This window comes from Aerophototrophica crusticola (assembly GCF_012913305.1).
Classification (GTDB): Bacteria; Pseudomonadota; Alphaproteobacteria; order Azospirillales; family Azospirillaceae; genus Niveispirillum; species Niveispirillum crusticola.
The window spans coordinates 1,634,180-1,649,825 of record NZ_CP051775.1; the positions used below are offsets into that span (position 1 = coordinate 1,634,180).

The following is a 15,646-nucleotide window of genomic DNA, read 5'->3' on the forward strand; positions in this document are numbered from 1 at the left end:
TGTCGTGGCAGGCGGCAAGGCACTACGGGCCGCAGCAGCCCTCCCCCATCGCCCGGGACGGCCCGCCCGGACCTGGCCGGCAAGGCACGACGGGGAGACTAAGGAGACACAATCCCGACCCAGGGGGATTTGGTCACCTTAAGGGGAATTCCCCAGCAAAAACAATGGCCGGATAGCAGTCGCCTGTCACCTTAACGTCTCCTTAGCGTCTCCTTAGCGTCACCTTTGGTCACCTTAAGGTCGCCTAGGGTCACCGTGGCGTCACGCCGGGCCACCCCGGGCCGGACGGCTCAGCCCTCCCCGTCCTGGCCCTTCGCCCCGCCGCGGAACCCCGTCGCCACGATGTAGGTCTCGCTGCTGTCCTGGCGGCTGGCGGCGGGCTTGGCGTTGCGGACAACGGCGAAGTCGCGCTTCAGCCCGTCATTCAGCTCCTTCTGGGCGCCCCCCTGGAACAGCTTGCAAACGAAGGCGCCGCCGGGGCTCAGAACCTCGGAGGCGAACAGGTACGCCGCCTCCGCCAGCCCCACGATGCGGAGGTGGTCGGTCTGGGCGTGGCCCGTGGTGTTGGCGGCCATGTCGGACAGCACGATGTCCGCCGGCCCGCCCAGCAGGTCCTTCAGCTTGTCCGGGGCGCTGGGGTCCAGGAAGTCCAGCTGGATGATGGTGGCGCCGGGCACCGGCTCCACCTCCAGCAGGTCGATGCCGATGACCTTGGTGGCCCCCTTCTGCACGGCCACCTGGGTCCAGCCGCCGGGGGCGGCGCCAAGGTCCACCACGCGCTGGCCCTTCTTCAGCAGGTGGAACTTCTCGTCCAATTGCAGCAGCTTGAAGGCCGCCCGGCTGCGCAGGCCGCGCTTCTTGGCCTCCGCCACATAGGGGTCGTTCAACTGCCGCTCCAGCCACCGGGCGGAGGAGACGGAGCGCTTCTTCGCCGTCTTCACGCGGACGGCCTGGCCGCGGCCGGTGGGGATGTTGCCGCCGGATTTGCTGCTCATGGCATCGGACCTGCTGTTCCCGCCAGGGGTGCGGGGAAAGGCGGACATATCGGCGGGATCGGCCGGCCGCGCAAGGCCGACGGGAGCAAGGCTGGTATCGGGCCCAGGGGGTTAGCGGCCCCGGCTGGCGGCGGCCAGCTCGAACAGGATGCCCTCCCGCACGCCCCGGTCGGCGATACGCAAGCTCGGCACGGCCCAGCGCCCCCAAATGGCCTCCAGGATGGCGCAGCCGGCGATCACCAGGTCGGCCCGGTCGCGGCCGACGCAGGCATGGGCGGCCCGCCCCTCATAGTCCAGGCCCAGCAGGGTCCGGCTGATGTCCAGGGCATGCTTCCGCTCCAGCCAGGACCCGTCCACCTTGGACCGGTCATAGCGCGGCAGGCCCATCTGGATTCCGGCCAGGGTCGTCACGGTACCGGAGGCACCCAGCATCTGCACCTTGCCGGCGGCCACCGCCTCGGCGATCCGGTTGCGTTGGTCGAACCCCTCCAGCACATGGTCCACCGCCCGGACCATGGTGGCGTAATCGTCGGGGGAGACGCGGTCGCTGCCATAGGTCTCCGTCAGGTTCACCACGCCCAGGGGGATGGAGATCTGGTCGATCAGCCGGGGCTTGCCCCGCAGCAGTTCCAGCCAGACCAGCTCGGTGGAGCCGCCGCCGATGTCGAACACCAGGGCCTTGGGCACCTTCGGGTCCAGCAGGGGCGAGACGCCGGCCAGCGCCAGGCGCGCCTCCTCCCCCGCGGTGATGATCTCGATGCTGATGCCGGTTTCCGACTCCACCCGGTCCAGGAACTCGTTGCAGTTCCCGGCGCGGCGGCAGGCCTCCGTCGCCACGGCCCGTGCGACGCTGACGCCGCGCCGCTCCATCTTGCTGCGGCAGACCTTCAGGGCCTGGACGGTGCGGGTCATGGCCTCGTCCGACAGGGTGTTGCTGCGGGTCAGCCCCTCGCCTAACCGGACGATGCGGGAAAAGGCGTCGATGACCCGGAACCCGCCATGGCAGGGCTTGGCGATCAGCAGGCGGCAGTTGTTGGTGCCCAGGTCGAGGGCGGCCAGCACCGGCGTCTTCCACGCCGCCGGTCCCTCGCCCCAGCCAGGCCGCAACCCCGCGGCCGGCGACTCCACTGGCATTCCGTACCCCACTGGGCACCCCGACTTGCGGCGAAAGCCGCGCCACCTTGTAACCAAACTGTATCGTACCTGACCGGTGCTGCGGCGCAAAGGCTTCTGGCAGGGGTTGCCCCATGCGAGGATATCCGTCCCCTCCGGCAAGGGCGCGCCCGCCACCCTGGCAGGCCGGAAGAAAATTTCTGAAGAAAGGGGTTCACAACCCAAAAACCCGGTGCTATAAGCCCGCCCACTTCGCCGGTCGGGCCGCAGCGCCTGACGCGACGTCCCTGCTGGGGGATCGTCTAACGGTAGGACAGCGGACTCTGACTCCGCCAGTCTAGGTTCGAATCCTAGTCCCCCAGCCACTCCCCTTCCTGGTCACCACCCCACCGCTTCCCAAGCCGCCGCACCCCGCCCACATGGTGCCGGTCGCACCCCCTTTTGCCGAAGAGCCCCATGGCCGAACCCCTCGCCCCCGCCCTGGCCGACATCCGGTCCCTGTTGCTGGACCCGGAGGGGCTGGTGCGCGCCGTGGCCTCGGGTGCCGCGCGGGGCAGTGAGCCCAAGTGGCGGCGGGTGGAGTTGCGGCCCGTGGAGCTCAAGGCTGGCCGCCGCTTGCAGGTCGTGGCCTATGATGAGCGGCAGGCCCACACCAGCAACCACGCCTATGGTCCGGCGGCGGAAGCCGCGGTGGACGGGCTTATGGCCGAGGGCTTCGGCAACTGGCATGTGGAGTCCGCCAAGGGCACCACCCAGCTCCGCGTCACCAAGAAGGGGGAGGCGCAGGTGCACCGGGACTCCAAACCCGTCGAGGCCAAGCCGGCCCTGGCCCACAACCGGGAAAAGAACCGGCTGCTGGATCCCAAGGACCGGTTCTGGCAGGTGCTCGGCCTGGCTGACGCCTCCGGCGCCATCAAGCCCAGCCGCCAGGACAAGTACCGGCAGGTGGAGGCCTTCGTGCAGGCCCTGGACGCCGCCCTGAAGCCGGACAAGTTGCCCGCCGACCGCCCCTTGCGCGTGGTCGACCTCGGCTGCGGCAACGCCTACCTCACCTTCGCCGCCTACCGCTTCCTGACCGCCACCCGGTGCCTCACGGTCCAGATGGTGGGCGTGGACAGCAAGGCCCAGGCGCGGGAGCGGAACACCGCCCTGGCCGCCCAACTGGGCTGGGACGGCTTGAGCTTCATCGAGGGCTCCATCGCCGAAGCCCCGGTGGAGGGGGCGGACGTGGTCCTGGCCCTGCACGCCTGCGATACCGCCACCGACGACGCCCTGGCCCGCGCCGTGGCCTGGAAGGCGCCCTTCGTCCTGGCCGCCCCCTGCTGCCACCATGATTTGCAGGCCCAGCTCAAGGACCAGCCGCCCCCGCCGGCCTATGCCATGCTGACCCGCCACGGCATCCTGCGGGAGCGCTTTGCCGACGTGCTGACGGACGCGCTCCGCGCCAACCTGCTGCGCCAGGCCGGCTACCGGACTGAGGTGGTGGAGTTCGTGGGCAGCCAGCACACCCCGCGCAACACCCTGCTCCGCGCCACCCGCACCGGCGCTGCACCGGACCCCAAGCAGGTGGCGGAGTATGAGGAGCTGGTGAAGAGCTGGAACGTCCGGCCCAAGCTGGCCGACCTGCTGGCCACCCAGCCCGCCTTCTGACCCGGAGCCCACCGATGGTGACCAGCCGCACCCCGGCCCCCGGCACGGGCGACGAGGATGAGGACGACCTCCCGCCCCTGCCCAAGGGCACCAAGAACTACATCACCCCCGCCGGCTTCGAGAAACTCCAGGCGGAGCTGCGCAGCCTGTTGCGGGTGGAGCGGCCCAAGGTGGTGGAGATCGTCTCCTGGGCCGCCGGCAACGGCGACCGGTCGGAGAACGGCGACTACCTCTATGGCAAGAAGCGCCTGCGGGAAATCGACCGCCGCATCCGCTTCCTGACCAAGCGGCTGGAAGCGTCGGAGGTGGTGGACCCATCCCGGCAGCCGAATAAGACAAGGGCCTTCTTCGGCGCCACCGTCACCTATGCCCGGGAGGATGGGGCGGAGCGGACGGTGACCATCGTCGGCATCGACGAGGCGGACACAGACCAGGGCAAGGTCTCCTGGATCTCCCCCATCGCCCGCGCCCTGCTGAAGGCGGAGGAAGGCGACTTGGTCAAGCTCCACACACCCGCCGGGGTGGAGGAGATCGAGGTGGTGGAGATCCGCTATCCCAGCGCCTGATCCCGCTCAGTCCCGGCTGAAGCACCAGGTCAGGTCCGGCGCGTAACGGGCCCGGTAGGTTCGCCCCCCAGTGGTCAGCGCCACCTCCGTCCCCCGGTCGAAATCCGTCAGCGCTTCGTCCGCCGCCGGCGGCAGCCCGCCCAGCGCGTCCGTCGCCATGGCGCGCATGGAGGCACCCAGCCCATGCTCCGTGGTCTTGAACAGCCGGCCGTCCAGGTCGCCCCGGCCCACCCGGACATCGCGCAGCCGCATCCGACGTCCCGCGACCAGCCAGAACGCCAACTTGTCCGTCATGGGCACCAGCGTGTCGTCCACCCCGTGGTAGGAGACGACATGGGTCCGCGAGGCCTGCCAGTGGCCCATGCTGGACAGATCCCGGATGCCCTTGATGGCCGGCCCCACGAACCGGTCCGACCCCTCGTCCACCAGCGTCCAGGGGGACTCCTCGATGCTCGACACGGACACCCCGGCGAAGGTGAAGCGGTGGACCAGGCCGCTTTCCAGGTAGTTCATCTCCCTTGTGTCGGCCCGGACATAGCCGGAGTTCTCGATGACCACATGGAAGGTGTTGGGAAGGAACTTCAACGCGAGCGCCGCGCTGTAGCCGCCATAGGACGTCCCGAGCATGAGCAGCCGGTCGCGCCGGACCGGCCACCGCCGCAACGCGTCGGCGAGCACGGCAATCTGGTCCATCGCGGGGATCAGGCCAAAGGACTGGTAGGCCCCGCCGTCGAACCGGCGCACCAAGGGGAACTGGCTGGGCACCGACCCGACACCGAGCGCCGACAACCTGACGAAAACGTCGTCCAGGGACAGGCCGTGGAGGTCCGTGTCGAAGTGGCGCCCCAGCCTCTCCCGCCATCCCGGCAGTTCGTCCAGGAACATCCGGCCCGTCTTCAGGCCGATGCCATGGTAGGCAGCGGACACCGCCACCACGTCATGGTTGGCCGCGAGGCTGGGCAGCAGCTTGTCGGCGACATAGGTCTGGTCCGGACGCATGCCGAACCCGCAGACAAAGATCAGCAGGCCGGTGCGCGGCCCGATCCCCTCAGGCGGGAGGCACCAATGGTAGTCCAGGGGTGGCCTTGGCAGGCCCAACTCGATATCAGGCGGTGGCGGGTCCACAACCGCCACGCCGCTGCGTGCCTGCATCCATCATCTCCCGAAGCCTTGGACGCAGGATGCACGCGACCCGTCGCGGTCGCAATCCCGCCCGCCGACGCAGGGCCGACCCCACCCTTCGCCCGTGCAGTCCGGGCCGGTCTGCGCTATAGGCTGTGCGGTTCAACACGGGTGGGTACCAGGGAGCGGGCATGAAGGTCGGCATCGACATGGGCGTGGCGACGGACGGCAAGCCCGTGCTCATGGACCTGGAGGAGTTGCTGGCCACCCGCCTGCTGGTGCAGGGCAACTCCGGCTCCGGCAAGTCGCACCTGCTGCGCCGCCTGCTGGAGCAGAGCGCAAGGCATGTGCAGCAATGCGTCGTGGACCCGGAGGGGGACTTCGTCACCCTGGCGGACAAGTACGGCCATGTGGTGGTGGACGTCGCCGAGCATAGCGAATCGAGCCTGCAACGGGTGGCGGCCCGGGTGCGCCAGCACCGGGTCTCCACGGTCCTGAACCTCGAAGGGGTGGACGTGGAGGCGCAGATGCGCCTGGCCGCCGCCTACCTGGGCGGGCTGTTCGATGCGGAGCGGGACTACTGGTATCCCATGCTGGTGGTGGTGGACGAGGCCCAGCTCTTCGCCCCCGCCGCCGCCGGTGAGGTGTCGGATGAGGCGCGGAAGGCCTCCCTCGGCGCCATGACCAACCTGATGTGCCGCGGGCGCAAGCGGGGCCTGGCCGGGATCATCGCCACCCAGCGCTTGGCCAAGCTCGCCAAGAACGTGGCCGCGGAGGCCAGCAACTTCCTGATGGGGCGCACCTTCCTGGACATCGACATGGCCCGGGCCGCCGACCTGCTGGGCATGGAGCGCCGGCAGGCGGAGATGTTCCGCGACCTCGCCCGCGGCCACTTCGTGGCGCTCGGCCCCGCGGTGAGCCGGCGGCCCCTGCCCGTCACCATCGGGACGGTGGAGACGGCGGGCCGTGGCGGCTCGCCCAAGCTGCTGCCCCTGCCGGACGCCGCGCCAGAGGATGCCCGCGACCTGATCCTGACCCCGTCGGAGGAGGAGCTGGCCGCCCCGCCCCCGCCGGCCAAACGGTCCCCGCCCCCACCGCCTCAGGACATGACCCACCTGCTGCGCCTCGCCGGTCAACGCCAGGCAGAGGCCGCCGCCGCCCAGGCGGCCCTGCCGGAGGAGCCGGAGGGCGACCCGGCCGAACTGGAGGCGCGGCTCGACGAGGTGCTGCGCCAGGTTCTGTCCGACCCGGGCGCCGCCTTCCGCACCGACGCGGTGCTGTACCAGGACTTCCTGGTCCGCTGCCGCATCCATCGCCTAAGGGGTGAGGCCCTGGACATGCCCGCCTTCCGCCGCCGCCTGTCGGTGCTGCGCGCCGGCGTGGATGAGGCGCGGGAGGAAAGCCCGGAATGGCAACAGGCCGTGGAGGCCGCCAAGAGCCTGCCGGAGGACATGCAGGGCGTGTTCCTGCTGCTGGCCCGCGCGGTGCTGGCCAAGGCGCCCTGCCCGTCTGACGCGGAGGTGGCGCGGGCCTGCGGCAGCCGCTCCCCCGGCCGGGCGCGGCGGCTGCTGAGTTACATGGAGCAGCGGGGCGTCATCGTGCTGCGCGCCCAGCTCGGCGGCCTGCGTTCCATCGCCCTCCCGCACCTGGGCAAGGAGACGGCCGCCGGGGACCCCAATGCCGCCGCGCCGGAGGAACCCGGCGACGGCGACCTGTTCGCCGTGGCCTGACGCCGCCGGGCGCGTTTCACCAGAACGCACTTTCGAATTCGAAACCCGCCCCCGTATCAGGCCGCCTGCACCCGTACCCGTCCCGGCTCCGCCAACACCCCGGCCATGACCATGGCGACAGAGCCTACATTCTCCGGCCCCAACAGGCTGAAATGGTCACCCGGCAGGTCATAGACCCGGGTGTCGGGGGCCAGGACATGCCACGCCGGCGCGGGGTCGGCACCCGCCGGCACCTCCGACGCCCGCAGCAGTGTCACCGGCCCGGCATAGGGCCCACCATGGTAGGCCCGGGCCAGGCGGATGTCCGCGTCCAGCATGTCGGACACCCGCAGCCAGAATTCCAGCTCCGCCTCCACCTCCGCCAGGGCCGCCTTGGTCGCCAGGTCGAGCATGGCGCGCAGGCGTGCCCGCAGGGGAAGGCCTTCCACCTGCGCCATGTCCAGCATCGGCACCTCAGCCGTCATCCGGCCCAGCAACCCGCCCACGATCCCCGGCGGGATGACTTGCCCTGCCAGCGCATGGTCCGCGTCCCGTGCGTCATACGGCGCGCTCCCCGACAGCCAGCTATCGACCAGGAACAGGTGCGACACGTCCTCCCCGGCCACCGCCAACTGCCGGGCCATCTCGAACGCCACCAGCCCGCCGAAGGACCAGCCCGCCAGCCGGTAGGGCCCGTTTGGCTGCACGGCGCGGACAGCCAGCAAATACTCCGCCGCCATGTCCTCCACCGACGGCGGCGGGTCGGCGTCGTCATTGCCCTGGATGGCATGGAAGGGCTGGCGGGTTCCCAGGGCGTCCGCCAGGGGGCGGTAGGCCCAGACCTGGCCGCCCGCCGGGTGGACGCAGAACAGCGGCGGGCGGTCGCCCTGGGGCTGGAGGGTGACCAGCGGGCTCCAGTCGCCACCCCTGCCCAGGGCTTCCGCCAAACCGGCCAGGGTCGGGTCCTCGAACAGCCTGGAAACGGCAAGGCCAGACCCGAAGACCTGCCTTATGCGGGCCGCTAATCGCACGGCCAGCAGCGAGTGGCCGCCCAGGGCGAAGAAGTCGTCATGTCGGCCCACCCGGTCCACGCCCAGCAGTTCCGACCAAAGCTTGGCCAGGATGCTTTCCAGCCCGGGCCGCGGCGGCTCGTACCCTTCCTGGCCCCGCAGGCTTTCAGGTTTCGGCAGCGCCTTGGCATCCACCTTGCCGTTGGTGGTCAGGGGCAGGTCCGGCAGCCAGACGAAGGCGCCGGGCACCATGTGGGGCGGCAGCCGGCGTTGCAGGGATTGCTTCAACTGGGCGTCGGCCGGCCGGGGAAAATCCGGCTGGCCCACCATATAGGCCACCAGCCGCTTGTCGCCCGGCGTGTCCTCCCGGACGACGACAGCCACCTGGACCACGCTGACCTGCTCCATCAGCGCGGCCTCCACCTCCCCGGGCTCGATCCGGTAGCCGCGGATCTTCACCTGGTCATCCATGCGGCCAAGATAGTCCAGCAGCCCGTCGGCCCGGCGCCGCACCAGGTCGCCGGTGCGGTAAAGGCGGCTGCCCGGCGGGCCGAACGGGTCGGCGACGAAGCGCTCCGCCGTCAGCCCCGGGCGGTTCAGGTAGCCGCGGACCACCCCCATGCCGCCGATATACAGCTCCCCCGTGACGCCGTAGGGCACTGGCTGCATCCACTTGTCCAGCACGTACAGCCGGGTGTTGGCGATGGGCCGGCCGATGGGGACGCTGCCGGTCCAGGGCGTGCCCAGCCCCACCACATAGGTGCTGCACCCGACCACCGTCTCCGTCGGGCCATATTCGTTGATCAAGCGGGTGGCGGGGGCATGGTCGCGCCAGGGCTTCAGGGCCGGGGCGGTCAGCGCTTCCCCCCGACTACCAGGGCGCGGGCCTGGAGGGCCAACTCCTCCGGCGCCATGGTGGCGGCCAGGATCTCCAGGTGGGCGGGGGTGAGCTTGACCAGGGTCAGGTCGCGCCGGTCCCGCAGCACCTGAACCAACGCCTCGATCTCCCCCTCCTCGGGCAGCATGATGACGGGGCGGCCGGTGGCCAGCGGCACGAACAGGCTGGTCACCGTGGCGTCGAAGCTGACGGACGTGTTCACGGGCACGCCGCTGCCGCCGGCCGCCCAGTACTCCCGCCGGGCCCAGGCAACATAGTTCACCACACCCCGGTGCGGCACCGCGACCCCCTTGGGGCGGCCGGTGGAGCCCGAGGTATAGATGACATAGGCCAGGTCGTCGGTGAGCAGGGGCCGCGTCCGCTCGACGTCCATGAGCATGCCGTCAGGCAATGCCGCCAACCGCGACCGCTCCCCCGTATCGTCCAGGAGCAGGACCGTGGCGTCATATGGCAGCAGGGCGGCGGTCGATGCTTCCGCCAGCACCACCGCCGCCATGGCATCGTCCAGCATGAAGGCCAGCCGGCCCGCGGGGTAGGCCGGGTCCAGCGGCAGGTAGGCAGCCCCGGCCTTCATCACGGCCAACAGGGCCATCATCAGGTCCGGCCCGCGGCGCAGGCAGACCCCGACGATGCTGTCCGGGCCCACGCCCAGGCCGATCAGCCGACGGGCCAACTGGTTGGCGCCGGCATGCAGCTCCGCATAGGAAAGCGTCCGGTCGCCGAAGACCAGGGCGTCCCGCCCGGGATGCCGCCGCGCTTCCACCTCCAGCAGGTCCACCAACGTCCCGGGGGGCACGTCCGCCGCCGTGTCGTTCCAGGCGGCGAGCACCTGGCGGCGCTCCGCCTCCGTCAGGATCGGCAGGGCGTGGACGGGCCGGTCGGGGGCCGTGGCCATGCCCTCCAGCGCCACCGACAGGTGTCCGGCAAGGCGCTCCACCGTGGAATGGTCATGGAGGTCCGCGTCATATTCCAGGGCCAGGGACAGGCCGCTGCCCGTCTCCTCGAACAGGAAGGACAGGTCGAACTTGGCCTGCTCCAGCCGAGGCGGGATCACCTCGCAGGTGATGCCGTCCAGGGACAAGGGTCGCGCCTCCGGCGTGTTCTGAAGGGCCAGCATGACCTGGAAGAGGGGCGTCTCCCCCAAGGTCCGCTCCGGCTGCAGGACCTCTACCAGCCGGTCGAAGGGCAGTTCCTGGTGGGAGAAGGCGCCGAGGGCCGAGTCACGGACGCGGCCCAGCAGCTCAGCCGCCGTGGGGTTGCCGTCCAGGCGGGTCCGCATGACCAGGGTGTTGACGAAGAAGCCCACCAGCCCTTCGAACTCCCGGTGCGTGCGGTTCGCCACGGGCGTACCCAGGGCGATGTCCTCCTGCCCGCTCCAGCGGGACAGGACGACGGACAGGCCGGCCTGCAACACCATGAACAGGCTGGCGCCATGGGCCTTCGCCAAATCCGAAAGGGCGGTCCGCAGCCTGCCATCGAAGGTCGTCCGGTGCCAACCGGCCCGGCGCACCCGTCGGGCTTGGCGGGGGCGGTCGGTGGGCAGGCCGAGCTGGCCCGGCAGGCCGGCCAGGGCTTCGCGCCAATATTCCTCCTCCGCGGACAGGGGGCTGTCGGCCGCCGACAGGCGGGCGCGCTGCCAGACCGCATAATCGGCATAGGCGAGGGCAAGCGCCGGCAGCCGGGGCTCCGCCCCCCGGCGCAGGGCATTGTAGGTGGCCTCAAGCTCGCCCAGGAAGACACCCACGGACCAGCCGTCGAAAGCGATGTGGTGGACCACCACGGCCAGCACATGCTCATCCGGCCCCAGCGCGACCAGGTCGGCCCGGATCGGCAGTTCCCGTGAAAGGTCGAACCGGTGGGAGCAGAGGCACAGCACGTGGTCGCCCAGGGCGGCCCGGCCCAGCGCCGTGCGTGCCAGTCGGAAAAGGCCGGCGTCACCGACCACCTGGATACCTTCGCCATCCACGGCGGAATAGGTGGTGCGCAGGATCTCATGCCGGTCCACAAGCCGGCGCAGGGCGATCTCCAGCAGGTCGGCGTCCAGGGCACCGCGCAGGCGCAGCACCATGGGGATCAGGTAGCGCCCGCCCCCTTCCAACTGCTCCAGGAACCACAGCCGGCTCTGGGCGAAGGACAGGGGCAGATGGTCCGGCCGGGGCAGCAGCTCCAGCCGCGCCGCGGTCCCGGCATCGCGGAGCTGCTCCGCCAGCTCGGCGACGGTCGGCTTCTCGAACACGGTGCGGACTTGCAGCTCGCTGCCCAGCACGTCGCGCACCCGGGACACCAGCCGCGCCGCCAGCAGGGAGTGGCCGCCAAGGGCAAAGAAATCGTCGTCGATGCCGACGCGCTCCACCCCCAGCAGGTCGGCGATGATCTCCGCCAGCACCGCTTCCCGCCCCTCCCGCGGGGCACGGTAGGCGGCGGCATGCTCAACGGCCATGTCAGGGGTCGGCAGGGCCTTGCGGTCCACCTTGCCGTTCCCGGTCAGCGGCAAGGCGTCCAGCCAGACGAAGGCCGCCGGCAACATGAAGGCCGGCAGCGTGGCGGACAGGTGCTCCCGCAACAGTGGGCCCAGCAGCTTGCCCTGGGTGCCCAGCAGCGGGTTGTTGGTGGCGGTGCGCCAGTCGCCCGGCTGTGGCAGGGGCCGGGCGATGGGCATCAGGGCCGGCGGCTCACCCGCGGCCAGGAAGGCGGCATCAAGTCGGCCTGGGTCCAGCCCTGGGGACAGTTGGACGCGGTAGCCGTATCGGGCGGCCAAGCGGAACAGCGCCTCCGGGTCGACGCCCGGTTCCATATCCGCTGCCAGGGCGGCGGCCAGCTCGCCGACGCTGCCGACGGAACCGGCGTCCAGCAGGTCCAGGGTCCGCAGGTCGGTGGCGACGCGGGCGTTGCGAATGCCGGTCAGGCACAGGCGACGGGGGCCTGTCGCCAGCAAGGCAGTGATGTCTTCGGCGGACAGGCGGCTGCCGTCCTGCCAGGCGTCGTCCGGCGCGGCTGGTACCTCCCCCGTGCGCAGCACGACGCCGTAGCGGAACTTGGTCAGCTCGTTCCAGGCCTCCCCCGGCTGGAGGGCCAGTTCCACGCCTGTCACCTGCGGGAAGCGGTGGGCGATGGCGGCGAACAGGGTTGGGTCGACCAGCAGCTCCTCATCTTGGGTCACCTCCCGGTCGATGACCCGGCGCAGCATGGCGGCCTTCCAGTGCGACGGCGCCCGGTGGCGCTGCACCCAGGCGTGGAAGGCCCGCAGCAGGCGGAGGTCGCGCAGGTCGCCCAGGAACAGCGATCCCCCGGGCCGCAGCTTGGCCAACGCTGCCCCGACCACGTCCAGCAGGTACCCGGCCCCGGGGAAGTACTGGACGATGGAGTTCAGCACCACCGTGTCCACCGACGCGTCGGGGATATGGCCCAACTGGTCGGCGCGGCCATGGTGCAGGGTGATGTTGTCGAACCGCGGCGCGAACCGCCGGACCTGCCCCGCCACATGAGCAAGCGCCTGGGCGGAAAAATCGATGCCGTGATAACTTTCCACCCGCGGCGCCACGCGGAAGGCCAGCAGGCCGCGGCCACAGCCGATCTCCAGCACGCGGCCGGTGCCCAGGGCCAGGATGCTGTCCACGGCGTGGTCCACCCAGACCCGCATCTCCCCTTCCGGGATGGGCTTGCCGTCCTGGCTGCCGAACCAGCCACTGACGTCGAACAGTGGGTCGGCGGAGCTGCCTTCCGGTGTGCCGCCCTCCCCGTCATAGAGCTGCTGCCAACTGTCCACGTGGCTGTCGCCCATGTCGGCGGCGCCGTCCGCCGCCAGGGGCTGCCAGCCCGGCTCCGGCACCACATAGGCGAACAGGCGGGTGTTGCCAGCATCGTCGTCCCGGGCCACCACGGCGGCATCCTGCACGCCCGGATGCTCCACCAGGCGGGCCGCGACCTCGTCCGGCTCGATGCGGAAGCCGCGGATCTTCACCTGGGTGTCGGCGCGGCCCAGGAAATCCAGTTGCCCGTCCTCGCGCCAACGCACCCGATCACCTGTGCGGTAGAGCCGGCCGGGGCCGAAGGGGTTGGCGACGAACCGCTCCGCCGTCAGCCCCGGCTTGCCCAGGTAGCCGCGGGCCACGCCCTTGCCGCCCACATACAGCTCCCCCGGAACGCCCACCGGGACCGGTTGCATGCGGGTGTCGAGCACGAACACCTGTGCGTTGTTGATGGGACGGCCGATGGGTGGGCTCGCCAAGCCTTCCAGGGTCGAGGGGTCTAGCGGCCCTGCCATGGTGGAGCAGACGGTGGCCTCCGTCGGGCCATATCCGTTGAACATGCGCCGGCCTGCCGACCAGCGCCGGGCCAGCTCCGCCGGGCAGGCCTCCCCCGCCACGACCAGGTGGCCGACCGTGGACAGGCTGCCCGCCGGCATCACCGCCAGGGCGGAGGGCGGCAGGATGGCATGGGTGATGCCATGCCGGTCCGCCAGGGCGGCCAGCGGCTCCCCCGGCATCAACCGATCCTTGGGCGCCATCACCAGGGCGCCGCCGCCGGAAAAGGCCAGCAGCATCTCCACGATGGAGGCGTCGAAGCTGGGGGACGCGAACTGCAGCACCCGGGCCTTGTCGGTCACTCCCAACGTCCCGACATGGTCGGCACCCAAATTCACCGCGTTGGCGTGGCTGACCCCCACCCCCTTGGGCCGCCCCGTGGAGCCCGAGGTGTAGATCACATAGGCGAGGTTGTCCCTGTGCAGCGGGCGGCGACGCTCCGCATCGTTCAACGGCCTTGCCTCACCCATGTCCAGGCGGGCCGCGGTTTCCACGTCGTCCAGCACCAGGGTTGGGGTGCCTGGCGGCAGGGCGTCCCGGGTCGCCCGGGTGCAGACCACCAGCTTCAGCCCGCTGTCCTCCACCATATGGGCCAGGCGCTTGGCCGGATAGGATGGGTCCAGCGGCAGGAAGGCGCCACCCGCCTTCAGCACGCCCAAGTGGCTGGTGACGAGGTCTGGGCAGCGGTCCAGGCAGACGCCGACGACATCCTCGGTCCCGATGCCGCGGCCGACCAGCAGGCGGGCAATCCGGTTGGCGCGGGCGTCCAGCCCGGCGTAGGTGTGCGCCTCGTCCTCGAACAGGATGGCCGGCGCGTAGGGGGTCCGCGTGACCCGCGCCTCGAACAGCTTGACCAGGGTCGCCGATGAAGTCTCCGCCGAGGTGCGGTTCCAGTCCTCCAGGATCCTCCGCCGCTCATCGTCGCGGACCAGCGGCAGCGACCAGACCGGCCGGTCTGCCACCCTGTCCAGCGCCTCCAGCAGGTGCAGTACCTGGTCCAGAAGCCGCTCCGCCGTGCCGGGCGGCAGTACCCCGGGATCATGGTCCAGGTCGATGAACGGGTGACCGTCGTCGCTGATCGTCCGCAGCGTGGCCGACAGGGGCGCCTGCACGAAGCCCGTCTCCACCGACTCCGTGGAAAGGGACCGGGCCCCGAACGGATGGTCGAAATCTTCCGTTTCCAGGGAGAAGGTCATGTCGAACAGTTGGCGCCGGCCGGCCTGGAAGGTGTTGGCCGTCCGGTTCAGCTCCGCGATGGGATAGCGGTAATGGCGGGCGGTGACGTTCACCTCCGCATGGACGGACCGGAACAGGTCCATCAGGCTGGCGGTCAGGTCCACCCCTATCCGGATGGCGTTCGCGACCGAGAACATGCCGGCCGTCTGCTTCTTCCAGGCGTTGGGCCGGTTGTGCCGCGCGATGCCGATGGAGATGTCCGTCACACCGGTTTCCCGGGCCAACAGGGCGTAGAACAGCCCCAGGAGCACCGTCTGGATCGAGAGCCGCCGGTCCTGGGCAAATCGCTCGGCCGCCGCATAGACCGGCCGTGGAATCACGCCGACCCGGCGGACGCAGGCGCTGGCGAACTGGAAGCCGCGGCCCTGCGTGTCGAACAGCGGCGGCGGCAGCGTGGCGAAGCGCCCTGCCCAGAATGCGGCGTCCTGGGCGTATCGGGGCGAGTCGCGGTACTCGACATCGTCCCTTACGAAGTCTGCGTAGGACGGGGCCACGACGGCGGGCTCACGCCCCGCCAACAGGTCCCGGTAGGCCGCTGACGCGGCCCGCATGACCAGGGACATGGACCAGCCGTCACCGATCAGGTGGTGGCAGGTCAGTTGCAGGAAATGCCGGTCCTCAGCCGCCCGCAGCAGCCAGACATGCCAGAGGGGTTTCCCGGCTTCCACACGGAAGGCGTGGACACCCGTCTCCCGCGCGAAGGCACGGATGCTCGCCTCCGGGTCGGGTTCCGCCCTGAAATCCAGGAAGCCGACCCGGACGGGCACGGACGGGAGGATGACCTGCTCCGGCCGGGTGTCCGGCGCCGGCAGCACGATGCGCAACGCATCCATCCCCGCGGCCACGGCCATGAAGGCACGTTCCAGCAGCCGTAGGTCCACCTGCCCCTCAAGGCAGGCAAGCAGACCGACATTATACATGGCGTTGTCGGGATGCAGGAGCAGATCATACCAGATCACGCGTTGGGGCGCCGACAGGGGAATGGCCCCCTCGACAAGGTGGGTTTTGTCCCCCGTACCGTGATCGGACATGACCTTCAGCCC

7 protein-coding genes, 1 tRNA gene and 1 pseudogene are annotated in these 15,646 nt (G+C 70.5%); 4 read left to right on the plus strand and 5 right to left on the minus strand.

Features of this window, described 5'->3' with window-relative positions:
• Window positions 1-290 precede the first annotated feature (290 nt).
• Window positions 291-1,043: an RlmE family RNA methyltransferase gene (locus HHL28_RS08080; RefSeq protein ID WP_083698753.1), complete on the minus strand. Its 753-nt coding sequence runs from the start codon at window positions 1,041-1,043 to the stop codon at window positions 291-293.
• Between the two features lie 63 nt (window positions 1,044-1,106).
• A complete protein-coding gene (locus HHL28_RS08085) occupies window positions 1,107-2,057 on the minus strand; it encodes a Ppx/GppA phosphatase family protein (protein ID WP_075768899.1) in 951 nt (316 codons plus the stop codon).
• Window positions 2,058-2,399: 342 nt separating this feature from the next.
• Here HHL28_RS08085 and HHL28_RS08090 point away from each other — a divergent pair.
• The 3 genes from HHL28_RS08090 to greB all read left to right on the plus strand — a co-directional run bounded on the left by HHL28_RS08090 (window position 2,400) and on the right by greB (window position 4,324).
• Window positions 2,400-2,473, plus strand: a tRNA-Gln gene (locus HHL28_RS08090).
• A gap of 91 nt (window positions 2,474-2,564) precedes the next feature.
• Complete coding sequence (locus tag HHL28_RS08095; protein WP_075768898.1) at window positions 2,565-3,758, plus strand: class I SAM-dependent methyltransferase; 1,194 nt, start codon at window positions 2,565-2,567, stop codon at window positions 3,756-3,758.
• A gap of 14 nt (window positions 3,759-3,772) precedes the next feature.
• Window positions 3,773-4,324 carry a transcription elongation factor GreB gene (gene greB, locus HHL28_RS08100; RefSeq protein WP_075768897.1) on the plus strand — a complete coding sequence of 184 codons (552 nt, stop codon included), beginning with the start codon at window positions 3,773-3,775 and terminating at the stop codon, window positions 4,322-4,324.
• Window positions 4,325-4,330: 6 nt separating this feature from the next.
• Here the strand turns inward: greB and HHL28_RS08105 are convergent, their stop codons facing one another.
• The gene (locus HHL28_RS08105; RefSeq protein ID WP_075768896.1) at window positions 4,331-5,476 is read right to left on the minus strand and encodes a DUF2920 family protein; all 1,146 of its coding nucleotides are present in this window, start codon (window positions 5,474-5,476) and stop codon (window positions 4,331-4,333) included.
• Window positions 5,477-5,637: 161 nt separating this feature from the next.
• Between HHL28_RS08105 and HHL28_RS08110 the strand changes: the two genes are divergently transcribed.
• Window positions 5,638-7,176, plus strand: a complete 1,539-nt coding sequence (locus HHL28_RS08110) for an ATP-binding protein (protein ID WP_075768895.1) — start codon at window positions 5,638-5,640, stop codon at window positions 7,174-7,176.
• Window positions 7,177-7,232: 56 nt separating this feature from the next.
• Here the strand turns inward: HHL28_RS08110 and HHL28_RS18445 are convergent, their stop codons facing one another.
• Together HHL28_RS18445 and HHL28_RS08120 are read right to left on the minus strand one after the other, a co-directional pair.
• Window positions 7,233-8,360 carry a thioesterase domain-containing protein gene (locus tag HHL28_RS18445; RefSeq protein WP_404326890.1) on the minus strand — a complete coding sequence of 376 codons (1,128 nt, stop codon included), beginning with the start codon at window positions 8,358-8,360 and terminating at the stop codon, window positions 7,233-7,235.
• A gap of 17 nt (window positions 8,361-8,377) precedes the next feature.
• Window positions 8,378-15,634 (minus strand): annotated as a pseudogene (locus HHL28_RS08120) (AMP-binding protein); the annotation flags it as partial.
• Between the last annotated feature and the right edge of the window lie 12 nt (window positions 15,635-15,646).

What these genes read in the sequence shown, in the direction of transcription:
- HHL28_RS08080 (WP_083698753.1), bottom strand. Translation starts at nt 1,043, where the DNA reads ATGTCCGCCTTTCCCCGCACCCCTGGCGGGAACAGCAGGTCCGATGCC.
- HHL28_RS08095 (WP_075768898.1), top strand. Translation starts at nt 2,565, where the DNA reads ATGGCCGAACCCCTCGCCCCCGCCCTGGCCGACATCCGGTCCCTGTTG.
- greB (WP_075768897.1), top strand. Translation starts at nt 3,773, where the DNA reads ATGGTGACCAGCCGCACCCCGGCCCCCGGCACGGGCGACGAGGATGAG.
- HHL28_RS08105 (WP_075768896.1), bottom strand. Translation starts at nt 5,476, where the DNA reads ATGCAGGCACGCAGCGGCGTGGCGGTTGTGGACCCGCCACCGCCTGAT.
- HHL28_RS08110 (WP_075768895.1), top strand. Translation starts at nt 5,638, where the DNA reads ATGAAGGTCGGCATCGACATGGGCGTGGCGACGGACGGCAAGCCCGTG.